General features: G+C 72.4%; 12 protein-coding genes. 7 read left to right on the top strand and 5 right to left on the bottom strand.

Translation table 11 applies throughout. From position 1 onward, the window contains the following. Nucleotides 1-24 precede the first annotated feature (24 nt). Complete coding sequence (locus FHX39_RS18210) at nt 25-1,368, bottom strand: hypothetical protein (RefSeq protein WP_183341837.1); 1,344 nt, start codon at nt 1,366-1,368, stop codon at nt 25-27. A gap of 250 nt (nt 1,369-1,618) precedes the next feature. Between FHX39_RS18210 and FHX39_RS18205 the strand changes: the two genes are divergently transcribed. The 4 genes from FHX39_RS18205 to FHX39_RS22320 are packed head-to-tail and all read left to right on the top strand — an operon-like array spanning nt 1,619 to nt 5,353. After that, entirely contained in the window at nt 1,619-2,725 is a 1,107-nt protein-coding gene (locus tag FHX39_RS18205) for an ABC transporter substrate-binding protein (RefSeq protein ID WP_198424015.1), read from the top strand. A gap of 35 nt (nt 2,726-2,760) precedes the next feature. After that, nucleotides 2,761-3,606, top strand: a complete 846-nt coding sequence (locus FHX39_RS18200) for an ABC transporter ATP-binding protein (protein ID WP_332836969.1) — start codon at nt 2,761-2,763, stop codon at nt 3,604-3,606. Beyond that, nucleotides 3,603-4,460, top strand: coding sequence for an ABC transporter permease (locus FHX39_RS18195; RefSeq protein ID WP_332836968.1), 858 nt, complete (start codon nt 3,603-3,605; stop codon nt 4,458-4,460). The genes FHX39_RS18200 and FHX39_RS18195 overlap by 4 nt, the downstream gene beginning before the upstream one ends. Beyond that, complete coding sequence (locus FHX39_RS22320) at nt 4,457-5,353, top strand: ABC transporter permease (protein WP_198424014.1); 897 nt, start codon at nt 4,457-4,459, stop codon at nt 5,351-5,353. The genes FHX39_RS18195 and FHX39_RS22320 overlap by 4 nt, the downstream gene beginning before the upstream one ends. Nucleotides 5,354-5,424: 71 nt before the next feature. On the opposite strand, the gene FHX39_RS18185 is transcribed toward FHX39_RS22320, so the two are convergent. Then, the gene (locus FHX39_RS18185; RefSeq protein ID WP_183341833.1) at nt 5,425-6,429 is read right to left on the bottom strand and encodes an aldo/keto reductase family protein; all 1,005 of its coding nucleotides are present in this window, start codon (nt 6,427-6,429) and stop codon (nt 5,425-5,427) included. 53 nt (nt 6,430-6,482) lie between these two features. On the opposite strand from FHX39_RS18185, the gene FHX39_RS18180 reads away from it, so the two are divergent. Next, nucleotides 6,483-7,070: a P-loop NTPase family protein gene (locus FHX39_RS18180; protein WP_183341831.1), complete on the top strand. Its 588-nt coding sequence runs from the start codon at nt 6,483-6,485 to the stop codon at nt 7,068-7,070. Here the strand turns inward: FHX39_RS18180 and rarD are convergent. The 3 genes from rarD to FHX39_RS18165 form a co-directional block, all read right to left on the bottom strand. After that, the gene (rarD, locus tag FHX39_RS18175) at nt 7,046-7,966 is read right to left on the bottom strand and encodes an EamA family transporter RarD (protein ID WP_183341829.1); all 921 of its coding nucleotides are present in this window, start codon (nt 7,964-7,966) and stop codon (nt 7,046-7,048) included. The genes FHX39_RS18180 and rarD overlap by 25 nt on opposite strands. 185 nt (nt 7,967-8,151) lie before the next feature. Then, nucleotides 8,152-9,255 carry a 2-oxoacid:ferredoxin oxidoreductase subunit beta gene (locus tag FHX39_RS18170; protein WP_408631505.1) on the bottom strand — a complete coding sequence of 368 codons (1,104 nt, stop codon included), beginning with the start codon at nt 9,253-9,255 and terminating at the stop codon, nt 8,152-8,154. Next, nucleotides 9,252-11,156: a 2-oxoacid:acceptor oxidoreductase subunit alpha gene (locus tag FHX39_RS18165; protein WP_183341827.1), complete on the bottom strand. Its 1,905-nt coding sequence runs from the start codon at nt 11,154-11,156 to the stop codon at nt 9,252-9,254. Before FHX39_RS18165 ends, FHX39_RS18170 begins: the two co-directional genes overlap by 4 nt. Nucleotides 11,157-11,472: 316 nt before the next feature. Between FHX39_RS18165 and FHX39_RS18160 the strand changes: the two genes are divergently transcribed. Continuing rightward, a complete protein-coding gene (locus tag FHX39_RS18160; RefSeq protein WP_183341825.1) occupies nt 11,473-13,056 on the top strand; it encodes a DUF7507 domain-containing protein in 1,584 nt (527 codons plus the stop codon). A 190-nt stretch (nt 13,057-13,246) separates the two neighbouring features. Further along, nucleotides 13,247-17,035 (top strand): DUF7507 domain-containing protein, encoded by a 3,789-nt coding sequence (locus tag FHX39_RS21875; protein WP_183341823.1) that lies wholly within the window; start codon nt 13,247-13,249, stop codon nt 17,033-17,035. Nucleotides 17,036-17,066 lie beyond the last annotated feature (31 nt).

Below are 17,066 nucleotides of genomic sequence, written 5' to 3'. Positions count from 1 at the left end.
GCGGAGGGGGCAGCCGCGCCGCCCTCACTGCAGCCAGTCCACCGTGATCTTGTCGCCCTTCAGACGGGCCTCCACCTGGGCGGTCCCCTTGAGGGTGCCGGTGCAGGTGCCCGTACGACCGCTGGCCGTGCAGGTGCCCTTGAGCGCCAGGTCGCGCTTGACGTAGTACTGCAGCGTCGTGGTGTCGGAGTAGGTCGGCTTGAGGTTCTTGAACGGGTCCGACCCCTTGCGCGACCAGCGGACCGTGCTGTCCCGGAAGTTGAAGTCCTTGTAGACGAACTGGTTGGGGCAGCCCTTCGGCTTCTGGGCCTTCTTGTCCAGGCAGCTGTTCCAGCTCTTCTTCACCGCGGCCACCGCGCTGGCCTGGCCCTTGCTGCTGATCCGCGGCTGGACCTGGCTGGTGTCGGGGTAGTCGGCCGGGTAGCGCACGAGGAGCACCGGCTTGGACCCGTAGTCGAAGTTCCGCACGCCGCTGCTGAAGCGGTAGGAGCCGGGCAGCAGGCTGAGCGGGCCCGGCTTGATCTTGCTCCCGTTCATCAGCAGCGGGATGCCGCTGTCCTGCATCGACGTGAGGTCGACGTCGGTGGCGACGGTCACGAGCTTCCACGTGTCGTTGCTGGCCTTCAGCACGTCGAACGACGTCGACACCGGGGTCGACCCGAGCTGGTAGGACGCGGCGACCGACGTCGAGTCGGGGTCGGAGCTACCCACCTGGATGTCGGTGATCGGGGCCGCCTTGCCCGACGCCGCGAGGACCTCGGGGGTCAGGGCGGTCGTGTCGACCGTCGACGGGTCGTAGGCGTACGCGACCGCGGCCGCGGCGTCGCCCTTGGCCACGGCCTGGAGGTAGCCGTTCACCGCGTCGGAGGCGGTGGCCGCCGCCGGTGCCGCTGCCGTGCTGCCGCCGGTCGTCGTGCCGCCCCCGGCGACGTCGTCCCGCCCGCCGAGGTTCACCGCGACGGCGACGACGGCCAGGATCAGCGCGAGCGCGCCCGCGCCGATGAGCACGAAGAGGCCCGTGCGCTTCTTCTTCGGCCCCTGCCCCGGCGGGTAGCCGCCCGGCGGGTAGCCGCCCTGCGGCGGAGGACCCTGCGGGTACGGACCCGGCTGGTAGGGGCCCTGCTGGTACGGCGCCGGCGGGTACGGCTGCGGCGGGTAGGGACCGGGGCCGCCCGCGTACGGGGGCTGGCCGGGTCGGCCCTGCTGGGGCCCGAACCCGCCCTGCTGCTGCGGATAGCCCTGCTGCGGCTGACCCTGCTGGGGATAGCCCTGCGGCGGCTGACCCTGCGGCGGGTTGCCCTGCGCCGGCTGGTTCTGCGGCGGGTGGGGAGGCTGCTGCGGCTGGTCGCCCTGCGGCGGTTGGCTCATGCTCTCGTGCCTTCTCGCGGGTCCTCGGGTCGGCGGCTGCCGACGTCGCGGGCGACACTCTAGGTCGCGTCCGGTTCGTCCGAGCGGGTTTCGGAGCACGATCCGGACGCGTCGGCGCACCCGGCACGGCGAGCGCAGAAACCTGTCCGTCACACGGCTGACACGACGTCGCCAAGCCGAGTTGAGACGGTGTGGCAGCGTCCGTCGGTGGCGCGCCCGCACCTCGTTGACGTCCAGCCCTGGAGGCTCCGTGCCCTTCTTCACCTCGAAGTCCACCCGTCGGAGCTTTCTGGCCTCGAGCGGCCTCGGCGCGCTGAGCCTCGGGGCTCTCGCCGCTTGCGGCGGCACGGCGGCCCCGGAGGGGGCGGCCAGCAGCAGCGCGGCCGCCGCCGGCCCGAGCTCCGTGGCCCCCGGCACGTACGGCAAGCTCTCGCTCCAGCTCTCCTGGATCAAGAACATCGAGTTCGCGGGTGAGTTCTTCGCCGACTCGAAGGGCTACTACAAGGAGGCGGGCTTCGAGAGCGTCGACCTCGTGACCGGCCCCGTGGACAGCGCGGACGCGCTCGTCGTCGCCGGCACGATCGACGTCGGCCTCTCCGCGCCCGACGCGACGGCCCGCCTCATCGCCGAGCAGGGCGCCCCGCTCAAGATCATCGGGGCGACGTTCCAGAAGAACCCGTTCTGCATCCTCTCGCTCGAGGAGGGCAAGCCGATCCGGACGCTCGCCGACCTCGCGGGCAAGACGATCGGCATCCAGGCCGGCACCAACCAGTCGATCTTCGAGGGCCTGCTGAAGGCCAACAACATCGACCCGGCGACGATCAAGACGACCGTCGTGCAGTACGAGCCGACCCCGTTGACCGAGAAGAAGATCGACGGCTTCATGGCCTACCTGACCAACGAGCCGTTCATCGTGCAGTCCAAGGGCTTCACCCCGGTCACGCTCTCCTTCGCCGACAACGGCCTGCCGCTGGCCTCGGAGACCTTCGTCGTGACGCAGGAGACGCTCGAGAGCGACCGCGACAAGCTCAAGGCGTTCCTGACCGCGGAGATCAAGGGCTGGAACGACGCCGTCGCCGACCCCGCCGCCGGTGCCGCCCTGGCCGCCGACACGTACGGCAAGGGTCTCGGGCTCGACGTCAAGGGCCAGACCGAGCAGCTCGAGGCGCAGCTGAAGCTGATCGTCAGCGACGACACGAAGGCGAACGGGCTCTTCACGCTGACCGACGACTTCCAGACCAAGATCGTCGCCGCCATCGGCGCGCTCGGCACCCAGATCACGGCGGCGGACCTCTTCGACATGAGCCTGCTGTCCGAGATCTACGCCGCCGACCCGAGCCTGATCGTCAAGGGCTGACCGTGACGTCGCCCGTCCAGGCGCAGGATGTCGGGGTGGTCACACCCTCCCCGGCTCCCGCGGCACGCCTGCTCGCCACCCGTGACCCGGCCGCCGCCCCGCAGGCGGCGACCGGGCTCAACCTGCAGGGCCTGAGCAAGACCTTCACGCTCGGGCGCAACCAGGTGCAGGCGCTGGCGCCGACCGACCTCGGGACCGCGCAGGGGACGTTCCTGTCGTTGCTCGGTCCCTCGGGCTGCGGCAAGTCGACGGTCCTGCGCATCCTCGCCGGGCTCGAGGAGCCGACGTCGGGCACGGCGCTGATCAACGGGATGTCGACCGGGGAGACCCAGCGCGAGCACCACCTGGGCATCGCCTTCCAGGACGCGGCGCTGCTGCCCTGGCGGACGGTGGAGAGCAACATCCGCGTCCCGCTCGAGGTGGCCGGCATCCGGCCCGAGCCGGGTCTGATCGCCGACCTGATCGCCCTCGTCGGCCTGCAGGGCTTCGAGAAGGCCAAGCCGGCGCAGCTGTCCGGCGGGATGCGGCAGCGGGTCGCGATCGCGCGCTGCCTGGTGGTCAAGCCGTCGGTGATGCTCCTGGACGAGCCGTTCGGCGCGCTCGACGACATGACCCGGCAGCGGCTGAACGTGGAGCTGCTCCGGATCTGGACCGAGAAGCCCGCGACCACGCTCATGGTCACGCACGGCATCGCCGAGGCCGTGTTCCTGTCCGACGTGGTGGCGGTGATGAGCCCCCGGCCCGGGCAGGTCGTGGAGGTCGTGACGATCGACCTCCCGCGGCCGCGGACGCCGGACATGATGCGGACGCCCGAGTTCCACGCGTACCACGACCGCCTCTCGGAGGTCCTCTTCGGGCGCGGGGGAGAGACGGCCGAGTGAGCGCGCCGGTCACTGCCTCGAGCGCTCCGGTCCCGACCGCCCCTGTCGCGCCGACGTCGCTGCGGACCCGGGTCGACGGGCTGCCGACCTGGGTGGGCGGGATCGTCGGCGTCGTGGCGATCATCGTCATCTGGTGGATCGCCTCCCGCACGCTGTTCACCGCGAGCGGGGCGATCCCGTACCCGGGCGCCGTGCTGGCCAAGCTGTTCTCCGCGACCACCTGGACCGACACGCTCGGCAACCTCACCGGCACCCTCGCGGCCGCCGGCGAGGGCTACCTCATCGGGAACGTCGTCGCGCTGCTCCTGGCCGCGCTCGTGCTGCTCGTGCCCCAGCTCGAGCAGGTCGCAACCCAGATGGCGATCGTCACCTACTGCCTCCCGCTCGTCGCGATCGGCCCGATCCTCGTCATCGTCGCCGGCCGGGACGCTCCGCAGGGCGCCTCGGTCGCCCTGGCCGCGCTGAGCGTCTTCTTCACCACCGTCGTCGGTGCCCTGCTCGGGCTGCGCGCCGCGCCGCGGACGAGCCTGGACGTCATCGCCGCGTACGGGGGCAGCCGCCTCACCCAGCTGCGCAAGGTCCAGATCATCGCCGCCCTGCCCAACCTGTTCGCCGCGCTCAAGATCGCCGCGCCGGCCGCGTTCCTGGGAGCCGTGCTCGCCGAGTACCTCGGCAGCGGCGGCGACCGCAGCCTCGGCCGGGCGTTGATCGCCGCGCAGAGCAACTCCGACGCACCCCAGCTCTGGTTCCTCGCCCTGGTGTCGGGCGCCGTCGCGGGCCTCGCGTACGCGCTGATCGGCCTGGTCGGGCGGTTCGTCACCCCCTGGTCGTCGGGCTCCGGAGGTCAGCTGTGACCGCCGCTGTCGCCAACGCGGCCCCCGTGGCCGAGCGCGTCTCGAACGCGGGCGTGGCCGCCGCCGCGCTCCGCCGGCTCGGCACGTCGCTGCTCGTGGTCGTCGTCGCCCTGGTCGTGCTCGCCGTGGCCTGGGTGGCGCTGCTGCGCCTCTTCGACGTGTCCAGCTTCGTCGGCAAGACTCCGCTCGACGTCTTCGGCTACCTGTTCAGCGACGCGCCGGCCCGGGCCGTACGGGCGTCGAACCTGACCGCGGAGACGGCCCGCTCGCAGCTGTTCGACGCGTGGCTGGTCACGGTCGGCGACGCGGCGATCGGCTTCGTCACCGGCCTGGTCGTGGCGAGCGTCATCGCTGCCCTCTTCGTGCTCGTGAAGCCGTTCGAGTTCGCGTTCATGCCGATCGCGATGCTGCTGCGCTCGGTGCCGCTGGTCGCCATGGCGCCGGTGCTGCTGCTGATCTTCGGGCAGGGCAAGCTCGGCATCGCGACGATCGGGGCGATCGTCGTGCTCTTCCCCGCGCTGGTGAACATCGTGCTCGGGCTGCGTTCCGCGTCGCCGATGTCGCTCGACCTGATCAAGGTCAACGGCGGCACCGACCTCAAGATGCTGCTCATGGTGCGGGTGCCCTCGGCCCTGCCGGCGCTGTTCGCCTCGATCCGGATCTCGGTGCCGGGAGCGATCGTCGGCGCCATGCTGGCCGAGTGGCTGTCCGGCTTCACCGGCCTCGGCGGGATCCTCAACGCCTACAAGGGCCGCGGCAACTTCTCCGGCGTCTGGGCCATCGTCGTCGTCTCGGTCGTCACCTCGATCGTCGGCTACGCGGTCGCCGCCGTCGTCGAGGCCGCCGCGCTGGCCGCCTGGGGCCCGGACGCGGGCAAGTCCGCCCGCAGGTAGGCCCTCCGAGCGCGAGAACGCCCCCTGAGCCGGCCGGCTCAGGGGGCGTCTTCGTCCGTCAGCTCAGCCGATCAGCTCGGGCGGCCCTCCGGCGAGCGCGTCTGCGAGGCGTCGGTCGACGGGAGGTCGCCGAGCACGTCGTCGATGCGCTTGAGGACGTCGGCGTCGAGCTTGACCCCGCTGGCGCCCGCGTTGTCGGCCACCTGCTCCGGCTTGGAGGCACCGATGATCGCGGCGGAGACGTTGTCGTTCTGCAGCACCCAGGCGACGGCCAGCTGGGCCATCGAGAGGCCGAGGTCGGACGCGACCGGCTTCAGCTCCTGCACCGCGCCCAGGACGCGGTCGTTCATGAAGCGGCTGATCATGTCGGCGCCGCCCTTCTCGTCCGTCGCCCGCGAGCCCTCGGGCAGCGGCTGACCGGGCGCGTACTTGCCGGTCAGGACGCCCTGGGCGATCGGGGACCAGACGATCTGGCCGATGCCGAGCTCCTCGCTCGTCGGCACGACCTCGGACTCGATCACGCGCCAGAGCATGGAGTACTGCGGCTGGTTGGAGATCAGCGAGACGCCGAGGTCGACCGCGAGGGCGTGCGCCTCGCGCAGCTGCTCGGCGGTCCACTCGCTCACGCCGATGTAGAGGGCCTTGCCCTGGCGGACGACGTCGGCGAAGGCCTGCATCGTCTCCTCGAGCGGGGTCTCGAAGTCGAATCGGTGGGCCTGGTAGAGGTCGACGTAGTCGGTCTTGAGCCGCGTCAGCGAGCCGTTGATCGACTCGAGGATGTGCTTGCGGGACAGGCCGGAGTCGTTGGGGCCGGCGGGGCCCGTCGGGAAGTAGACCTTGGTGAAGATCTCGAGCGACTCGCGCCGCTCGCCCGCGAGGGCGTCGCCGAGGACCGTCTCGGCCTTGGTGTTGGCGTACGCGTCGGCGGTATCGAAGGTGGTGATCCCGGCGTCGAGCGCCGCGCGCACGCACTGCGTGGCGATGTCGTTCTCGACCTGGGACCCGTGGGTCAGCCAGTTGCCGTAGGTGATCTCGGAGATCTTCAGGCCGGAGCGGCCGAGGTAGCGGAAGTCCATGGTTCCGTTATACGTGGCGGCAGGACACGGTGGGCGGGAGAGGGTGTGGCGGGATGACGGGCAGGGTCGACCTCGGTCCGGACGACCCGCTCCCGGGCCCGCCCCGACGCGTCCTCGTCGCCGGGGCCTCGGGCGCGGGCAAGACCCGGCTGGCGGCCGAGCTCGCCCGTCGGCTCGGCGTCCGCCACACCGAGATCGACGCGCTCTTCCACGGGCCGGGCTGGGAGCCGCGGCCGGAGTTCCTCGCCGACGTGCAGGCCCTGGTCGCGCAGGCCGGGTGGACGACGGAGTGGCAGTACGACGGCGTCCGCGACCTCCTCGCCGACCGGGCCGACCTCGTCGTCTGGCTCGACCTGCCCCGCTGGCTGGTGCTGGCCCAGGTCTCCCGGCGCACCCTCCGGCGTCGGCTGCGGCGCGAGGTGCTGTGGAACGGCAACGTCGAGCCGTCGCTGCTGACGATCTTCACCGACCCCGAGCACATCGTCCGCTGGTCGTGGACGAGCCACCGACGCCTGGCGCCGCGGGTCGCCGTCCTGCGGGAGCGCCGGCCCGGGCTCGTCGTCGTCCGGCTGCGCTCCCGGCGCGACGTCCGGCGGTGGCTGGCCGGACCGTTGGCTCAGGCGGCGGCGGGCTCGGCCTGAGCCGTACGGCTCTGGACCCGGTGGCGCCGGGCCCGGCGCAGGCCGTCGGTCGTCATGATCACCAGGGCGAGCCAGACCAGGCCGAAGCCGACCCAGCGCCCGGGCGACATGGACTCGCCGAAGTAGCTGATGCCGAGCACGAACTGCAGGGTCGGCGCGAGGTACTGCAGCAGACCCAGCGTGCTGAGGGGCAGCCGGGTGGCGGCGGAGGCGAAGAACAGCAACGGCACCAGGGTGACGAGCCCGGTCGCGGCGAGGAGCAGGTTCAGGCCCCAGCCCTCGTGGCCGAAGGCCGCGCGGCCGGTCAGCTGGAGCCAGCCGAGGTAGACCAGGGCGAGCGGGGTGAGCAGCGCGGACTCGACGGCCAGGCTGTCGACCGCGCCCGCACCGAGGCGGTTCTTGATGAAGCCGTACGTGGCGAAGCTGACCGCCAGGACGAGCGCGATCCAGGGCAGCGTGCCGTAGTCGATCGTCAGCACCGCCACGGCCGCGGCGGCGAGGCCGACGCTGACCCACTGCAGGGCGCTGAGGCGCTCGCGCAGGACGATCACGCCGAGCAGGATCGAGAGGATCGGGTTGATGTAGTAGCCGAGCGCGGTCTCGACGACGTGGCCGTGGTTGACCGACCAGATGTACGTGCCCCAGTTGACCGACACGATCGCCGCGGCGGCCCCGAGCAGCAGCAGCGTGCGCCGTCGCGCCATCCGTGTCCAGAAGCCGCGGCGCACGGTGACCGCGACGAGCACGACCGAGATGACGAACGACCAGACGATCCGGTGGGCCAGGATCTCGATCGACCCCGCCCGCGCCACCAGCGGCCAGAAGAGGGGGACCACACCCCACAGCCCGTAGGCCGCGAGCCCGTAGGCGATCCCGCGCCGTCCTCGGTCCTGCACCCGACCTCCTCAAGTCCTGCGAACGCTAACCCGTAGCGAGGCTAGGCACCCACGTCACGCGTACCGGCGAGATCGAGGCCGCGCTCCGCGGCCCCTCCGAACCCGGACGAGCGGTGGGTTCCGGCGCGTCTCGAGGACGAGATCGCGCGGGAACCCACCGCTCGTGGGCAGGACGAGCCGGGGGCTCAGTCCTCGGGGTCCTCGACCTGCCAGGTGTCGCCGCCGTTGACGAGGTCCTGGAGCGCGGCGGCGTCGTTGGAACGACCGCTGCTGGCCAGCGCGACCTGCTCGCGGGTGAGGTCGTCGTACGCCGGGGCGTCGACGGAGCGGAAGACGCCGATCGGCGCGCGGTGCAGGACACCGGAGTCGGTCAGGCGCGACAGCCCGAAGGCGTACGACGGGTCGGAGATGTGCGCGTCGTGGACGACGAGCGCGTCCACGCCGACGGCGTCGACCTCGACCACGGAGAACTGGCCGGTGCGCGGGTCGCGCACCACGCCGAGCCGCTGGCCCTCGCCGAAGCGGATCGGCTCGCCGTGGGTCAGCGGGATGATCGCGTCGGCGGAGGTCTCGCGGTCCTTGACCGCGGCGAAGGCGTCGTCGTTGAAGATCGGGCAGTTCTGGTAGATCTCCACGAACGACGTCCCGCGGTGCTCGGCGGCGGCCTTGAGCACCGAGGTGAGGTGCTTGCGGTCGGAGTCGATCGTGCGGGCCACGAACGTCGCCTCGGCGCCGATCGCCAGCGACACCGGGTTGAACGGGTTGTCGAGCGAGCCGAACGGCGTCGTCTTGGTGACCTTGCCGAGCTCGGAGGTGGGGGAGTACTGCCCCTTGGTCAGGCCGTAGATCCGGTTGTTGAACAGCAGGATCGTGACGTTGACGTTGCGCCGCAGGATGTGGATCAGGTGGTTGCCGCCGATCGACAGCGCGTCGCCGTCACCGGTGATCACGAACACGGCCGCGTCGGGCCGTGCGGTCGCGACGCCGGTGGCGATCGCCGTCGCCCGACCGTGGATCGAGTGCATCCCGTAGGAGTCGACGTAGTACGGGAACCGGCTGGAGCAGCCGATGCCGGACACGATGACCGTGTTCTCCTTCTTGATCCCGAGGTCGGGCATGAAGGCCTGGAACGCGGCCAGCACGGCGTAGTCGCCGCAGCCGGGGCACCAGCGCACCTCCTGGTCGGAGGTGAAGTCCTTGCGGGTCAGCGGCTCGAGCGAGAGCGGGACGCCCGCGAGGCCGCCCCCGACAACTCGTGAACCCGGGGCGGGTCGGTCGATCGTGGTCACGCGAACGCTCCTTCGAAGGGTGCTGGCTCGGGCAGCGCGTCGATCTCGAGCTCGAGGTCGCGCGCCAGCTCGCTCAGCGAGATCGGCAGCCCGCGGACGCGGGAGTAGCTGTGGACGTCGACCAGGTACTTGCCGCGCAGCAGGAGCGCGAGCTGGCCGAGGTTCATCTCGGGGACGATGACGCGGTCGTAGTCCCGCAGCACCTCGCCGAGGTTGGCCGGGAACGGGTTGAGGTGGCGCAGGTGGGCCTGCGCGACCTGGCGGCCGGTGTTCCGGACGCGGCGCACGGCCGCGGCGATGGGGCCGTACGTCGAGCCCCAGCCGAGCACGAGCGTGCGGGCCCGGGACCCGTCCGGCCCGGTCGGGTCGTCGACCTCGACGTCCGGGATGTCGCGGACGATCCCGTCGATCTTGGCCTGACGGGTGCGGACCATCTCGTCGTGGTTGGCCGGGTCGTACGAGACGGCGCCGGTGTCCTTCGCCTTCTCGATGCCCCCGATCCGGTGCTGCAGACCGGTCGCGCCCGGGATCGCCCACGGGCGGGCGAGCGTCTCCTCGTCGCGCAGGTAGGGCAGGAACAGCGGCTGGCCGGCGGCGTCGGTCGCGTTCGGCTCGGTGGCGAAGCCCGGGTCGATCGGCGGGATCGCGGAGACGTCGGGCACCTGCCACGGCTCGGCGCCGTTGGCGATGTAGCCGTCGGAGAGCACGATCACCGGGGTCCGGTACTTGATCGCGATCCGGACGGCCTCGATCGCGGTGTCGAAGCAGTCCGCCGGCGTCGACGGCGCGAGCACCGGCACCGGGGACTCGCCGTTACGGCCGAACATGACCTGCAGCAGGTCGGCCTGCTCGGTCTTGGTCGGCATGCCCGTGCTGGGGCCGGCGCGCTGGACGTCGATGACCACCAGCGGCAGCTCGGTCATGACCCCGAGGCCGATCGTCTCCGCCTTGAGCGCCATGCCCGGGCCGGAGGTCGTGGTGACGCCGATGTGGCCGGCGAAGCTCGCGCCCAGCGCCGCGCCGACGCCGGCGATCTCGTCCTCGGCCTGGAACGTCGTGATGCCGAACCGCTTGTGCTTGCTCAGCTCGTGGAGGATGTCGGACGCCGGCGTGATCGGGTAGCTGCCCAGGAACATGGGCAGGTCGGCCTTGCGGGCGGCGGCGACGAGGCCGAGCGCGAGCGCGAGGTTGCCGTTGATCTGGCGGTAGCGACCGGACGGCATCGGGGCGGGGGCGACCTCGTACGAGACCGCGAAGACCTCGGTGGTCTCGCCGAAGGCGTAGCCCGTCTTGAACGCGGTGACGTTCGCGTCGCGGATCGCCGGCTTGTTCGCGAACTTCGTGGTGAGGAAGCTCAGCGTCCCCTCGGTCGGGCGGTGGTAGAGCCACGACAGCAGGCCCAGGGCGAACATGTTCTTGGCCCGGGAGGCGTCCTTGCGGGACAGCCCGAACTCCTTGACCGCCGCGACGGTCATGCCGGTCAGGTCGAGGGCGTGCAGCTGGTAGTCGGCGAGCGAGTCGTCGGTCAGCGGGTTGGCCGCGTAGCCGACCTTGGCCAGGTTGCGGGTCGTGAAGTCCGCGGTGTCGGCGATGATCAGCCCGCCGCGCGGGACGTCGGCGATGTTGGCCTTGAGCGCGGCCGGGTTCATCGCGACCAGGACGTCGGGCCGGTCGCCCGGCGTCATGATGTCGTAGTTGGCGAAGTGGAGCTGGAAGCTCGACACCCCGGGCAGCGTCCCGGCGGGTGCGCGGATCTCGGCCGGGAAGTTCGGCAGGGTCGAGATGTCGTTGCCGAAGACCGCGGAGTCGGCGGTGAAGCGGTCACCGGTGAGCTGCATGCCGTCACCGGAGTCTCCCGCGAAGCGGATGACCACGCGGTCGAGCGTGCGGACCTCAGTCATGCGGTGGAGCCTTCTTCCTGTTTGCGGTCGTGACCCCCATGCTTCGGGGTGTACGCGGTCCCTGGATGGCCCGGACCTCGAACGATCGCGACGGCGTCGTCCGGCCCGACGGACCGCCGGGCTTTCTGGCGGAGGACCGTCGTCCATGATAAGGGCGCCCTTAGTGGGCACCAGGCGCGTTCACCCGCTGAGCCGGTCGCGAGGGCAACGTCACACGCCGGCGTCGGCGGTCGCGCCCTAGCAGGGTGCCGCCACGACGACCAGTCCGTGTACTCGTGCCTGGCCGGCGACGGCCCAGCGCCCTACCGTCGCGAGCGTGCGAGGAGCGTCGCTCGGCCCAGGTGCCCGACCCTCCGCCCGCCTGCTCGTGTGCTCCGCCGCCGCCCTGGCCGTGGTGCTCGCGGTCCAGGTCGCGTCCGCACCTCCGGCCCAGGCCCGTTACCCGTACGGGACGCCGCGCGACACCCGCGTGACGATGAGGGCCGACGAGGTCCTCACGGTCGACGTGCTCGGCGTGGACGACCCGGCGGTCGGGGCGACCTGGGTGCGTTCCTCGGTGTGCCTCGGAGGCAGTGGGGACAGCTGCATCAGACAGCTCTCCGTCGGCGGACTCGGCCTGCTCGTGAACGACGACGGCACGGTCACCGCCCACGCGACGGCCGGCGCCCCGGTCGACGGCGGCACCACGGTGGTCGACTACGCCGTGAGCGACACCCTGGGCGGTCGCTACGGAGCCCGGCTGCGTGTCACGGTGCAGCCCGGTCCGACCCGTGCTGCGGACCCGGACCCGGCCGTTCGGGCCCGGCTGCGGGTCACGGCCTGGAAGCGGTTCGTGTACTTCGACCACGCCGGGCAGGTCGTGCGGCTGACCTCGACCGTCGCCAACACCGGCGACGTCGCTCTCGAGGGTCTGACGGTGACGAGCGGCTCGCCGAGCATCCCGGCCCGGACGTGCTCGCCGGTGCCCGTGGGTGGCACGCTCGCGGCGCGGGCGTCGACGACCTGCACGGCGCTCGTGACCGTGACCCAGGACCTCGTCGACCTGAACGTCGTCCGGGTCGACACGTCCACGGTGACCGGGCGGGCGGTGCGGAACGGCGTCACGTACCGGGCCTCCGCGGCGTCCATCGCCAGCGCGAGCCCGGTCCAGGAGCCCCGGCTGGCGCTGACGGCGTCGGTCGACCCGGCGACGGTGACGACGGCGACGCAGCTCGTCGCGTACACGTTCGTCGCCCGGAACAACGGCAAGGTGACCCTGCGGAACCTGCTGGTCCGTGCCCCGTTCCACGGGCTCTCCGCGCTCGTCTGCGCGCCGGTCCCCCTCGGGGGCACCCTGCCCCCGGGGGACAGCACCACCTGCCGGGCCACCCGGAGGGTCCCGCCGGACCTGCTGGGCCGCGCGACCCTGACGGACACCGCGAAGGGGAGCGGGCAGACGTACTTCCGAACCCGCAACGCGGCCAGCGCGGTGAGCCTCGCGCTGACGACCCGGCCGGCGCCTCCTCCGGAGCCGGTCGCCGCGCCCGCCCCGGTCGCCCGGGCCGACACCGTGTCGACCACCGTCGGCCACCCGGTCGTCGTCGACGTGCTCGGCAACGACGCGGCCGGCTCGCCGGCGGTGCCGCTGGTGGGCACGAGCGTGCGGCTGCGGCTGATGGGCGACCTGCACGCCGATCCCCAGCTGTACGGCGACGCGAAGACGCTGATCGTCCGCCCGGTCTTCAACCGGGCGGTCGACCCGCTGGTGGGCGGTGCCGCGTTCCTCGTCTCGGGCCGGGGCGAGATCACCGTCGTCCCGCTCTCGACGGTCCCGACCGATCCCCTCACCATCGGCTACCAGGTGGCCGACGCGAACGGCAGGACGACGCGGTCGACCCTCACGGTCACGGTGACCCCGTGAGGCTCGCAGGGACGGGTCCTGTGACGGGTGGTGCCATAGCGCACCTATGGGGACCGAGGTCAGAAAGCAACGCGTTCGCGGGTCTAGGCAAGGCCTGAGAACCTCCTTAGAGTCGACCTGCTGCCTCTCGACGGTTCTCGTCGTCCCGACCAGAACCCGGCCGAGGGCCGAGCTCCCCGAAGGTGCCCCGATGCCGACTCACCGCCCCTCACGCGTACGCCCGTCGTCGTCCCGGCTGGTCGCCGCGGTCGCCGCCCTCGCCACCGGGCTCGGCGGCCTCGTTGCCCTCGCCCCGTCCGCCGCGGCCGCACCCGACGCCAGTCCGTCACCGTCGCCCACCGCGACGCCCGCTCCGGTGCCGTCGGGGACCCCCACCGCCACTCCCGCAGTGACCCCCGCCCCCAGCGCGTCACCCACGCCCCGGACGGCTCCTGCCCCGGCGGTGAGCCCGTCGCCCAGCTCGTCGGCGGCTGCTGCGGCAGCTGCCGCTCTCGCCGCTCCTGTCCTGTCGGTGCAGGTGGCGGGCAGCCCGACCACGATCACGCGTACGGGCCAGGCCGTCACCTACACCGTCACCGTCAGGAACACCGGGAACGGGGTGCTGCGTGACCTGGCGGTCAGCGCCGTCGCGCCCGGCCTGCCCACGCTGGTCTGCGCGCCGGTCGCCCTGGGTGCCACGCTCTACACGTCGACCACCACGACCTGCACCGCGACGCGGACCTCGACGGCGGACGACCTGCGCAGCAGCGGTCAGGACGTCAGCGCGAGCGCCGCCGGCTTCGCCTCGGACGGGACGGCGGTCACCGCCACCTCCTCGGTCCGCACCTCGGTCACGACGCTCGCACCCCGGGTCACGAACGACTCGGTGACGGTGCTCGCGAGCACCGGCCCGGTGGTCCTGCCGGGCAGCACGAACGACAGCCCCGGTGAGACGGGTGGCCCGGCCGTCGACGGCACGCGCACCGACCTGCCGCCCGCGTCCGGGACCGGGCCCGCCACCCGGTCCAGGGCCACCGGCCACGGGACGTTCCTGGTCCTCGGGGACGGGTCGATCCGGTACGCGGTCACGCCCCCCGGCTACGACCCGTACACCTCGGGCTGGACCGACACCGTGACCTACCGGACGTACGACCTCGCCGGCAAGAGCACCACCGCCACCGCCACGGTGGTCGTGCGCCGCCCGCCGGTCACCGCCCCCGACTCGATCGCGCTCGGCAGCGACCAGCGAGGGACGGTGGACCCCCTGGCCAACGACAAGCCCGGCCAGCTGCTGAACGGCGCGGACGCGAGCCTCGACGCCAGCACGCTCCGCTTCACGGCCAACCCGGGCGGGCGGGGGACGACCTCGGCCGACGGCCTCACCCGGACGATCCCGAACGCCGGCGTCTTCACCCTGGCGGGCGGCCTCGTGACCTTCACCCAGACCTTCGAGAACGTCGACGCCGTCGGCGTGCAGTACGCCGTGACCGACACGAGCGGTGTCACGGCCACCGGCACGGTCGGGGCCGGCGGGGTCGGCGGTGGCGGGCCCGGACCCACCGTCACCCACGACGTCGCGACCACGACCTTCGCCACCCCCGTGCAGCTGCCCGGCGTCCTCGACGACACCCCGGCGGCACCGGGCCACACCGTCTCCTTCGGCGGCTTCGTCGACTTCGACCACGCGACGAACCTCGGCGACACCGTCAGCACCCCGCGCGGGACCTGGTCGCTCGTGCCCGACGGGCACGTCCTGTTCACGCCGGCCTGGGGCTTCACGGGGCCGTTCGTGCAGTACTACCTGGCGAAGGACAGCGGTGGCGGCGAGACCGTCTCGGCCCTGACCGCGAACGTCCAGCCCGGCCCGGTGGCGCGGCCGGACACCCTGGCCACGCGGGCCGGGGCGGACGGCACCACGGACCCGTCGGCCAACGACACGCCGGGTCTTCGGGTCGACGGGACACCGGGCACGTTCGACCCGCGCTGGTCGGTGTTCCCCGCGAACGGTCAGCCGGCGGGGGCCGTGGTCTCCGCCAACGGCAAGACCCTGACCCTGCCCGGGCGCGGGACGCTCTGGTTCTCGTCCGGGTCGGTCGTCTTCCGTCCGCAGGCCGGCTTCCGCGGGTTCGCCGGCACCGTCGCCTACCAGGTCGAGGACACGTCGCGCCCCGGGGCGCAGCGAGGGATCGCGGTCGTGGGGCGCCTGAGCGTCCTCGCCACGTCCGACGCGCTGACCGCGACCGACGACAGCGCGACGACGGTGCTCAACCAGCCGGTCGTGCTGGCCGCGGCGACGAACGACGACCCGGGGTCGACGACCACGGCGCTGCGACCGACCTTCCCGGCCGTGGGTCAGCCGAGCGGCAGCACGCGGTCCGCGAACGGGCTCACCCTGACCGTGCCCGGCCAGGGCGTCTGGACGGCGACCTCCGCGACGACCACCGTCACCTTCACGCCCGCGGTCAAGTACGCGGGCACGACGGCGCCCGTGACCTACCAGATCAGCGGCGCCGGCGGTGCCACGGCCAGGGCGTCGCTGCAGGTGAGCGTGGCGGCCGGGCCCGTCGCGGTACCGGACGTGGCGACCCGGCTCGAGGGCGACCCCGCGGCCGACGGCTCGATCGCGGTCGACCTGGTGCTCAACGACAACCCGGGGCGGTCGGCGGACGGCCGGCTCGGGACGATCGTCGCGGGCTCGGTGCTGTTCCCGACGACCGGGCAGCCGGCGGGAGCGACGACCGGCGACGGTGGCCGCAGCCTGCACGTCGCCGCGTCCGGGTCGCGGCCGGGCTTCCACGTCGACAGCGGCACGAACAGCGGACTGGTCGTCGTCACGCTCGACAAGAGCTTCCACGGGACCCTCCCGACGATCGCGTACTCGGTCCTCAGCGACGTCGTCGACAGCACCGGCGTCGCCCGCCGGCTCTACACGCGGTCGACGCTGCAGCTCACCGTCGTCGGCGGCGACATCGTCACCAGCGACGACCACGTCACCGTGCGCTCAGGAAAGACCGCCTCGCTCCCGGGTGCCTCCAACGACAACCCGGCGCCCGGCTTCTTCCCCTTCTCCTTCGACGAGATGAGCTTCTCCGCGACGGGGCAGCCGCCGGGGAGCCAGGTCGTCGACGAGGAGCACGGCCACGACCACGAGTACTCGCTGGTCGTGCCTGACGAGGGGGTCTGGCGGATCAGCGGGGGCGGGTACATGTCGTTCAAGCCCGACGCCGGGTTCGTCGGGACCACGTCGCCCGTGCGCTACACGATCTTCGACTTCGCCTTCCTCCACTTCGGCGAGGGCACCGAGACCGTGACCGTGCTGCCGCCGGCGGTGCCGAAGGCCGACACCGCCTACACGCCGCAGGGCGTCCCGGTCGTCGTGCGCACCCTGGCCAACGACACCCCGGAGCTCGACCCGTCCGGCCGTCCGTACGACGTCACCGGCACGGTCACCTTCGACCCGGCCCGCCGCCCGACCGGCTCGACCCTCACCGCCGGCAGCGCCAACACCCGGCTGGTGGTCCCGGGCCAGGGCACCTACACGGTCGACCAGGGGACCGGGGACGTCCGGTTCGTGCCCGATCCGACGTTCCGCGGCAGCGCGACCGCCTTCTACCTGACGGTGCCGGGCGGGGCGTCGAGGTTCCAGGTGATCCTCGCCGACGTGGACCCGCGCCTGAACGCCGACTTCGCGACGACGACGCCGGGGACGAGCAAGCGGGTCCGGGTGCTGCAGAACGACCAGCCGGGTGTGCCGGAACGACCGCTCGTGCCCGGCAGCGTCCGGATGGCGCCCGGCCCGCTCACCACGCCACCGAGCACGACGACGGCCGACGGCCAGATCGCGGTCCTGCCCGGTCGTGGGTCGTACGCGGTGGCGGGGGACGGGAACATCACCTTCTACCCGCTCGCCGGCGTGACGGGAACGGCCTTCACCAGCTACACCGTGCTCGACGCGAACGGGACGAAGGAGTACGCGGGACTGTCGGTCGACGTCTCGTAGCCCGCACCCGGCACCACCCCTGGAGGTCCAC

Origin of the sequence: Microlunatus antarcticus (assembly GCF_014193425.1) — a bacterium.
Taxonomy (GTDB): domain Bacteria; phylum Actinomycetota; class Actinomycetes; order Propionibacteriales; family Propionibacteriaceae; genus Microlunatus; species Microlunatus antarcticus.
This window is presented reverse-complemented; position numbering and strand designations above follow the sequence as displayed.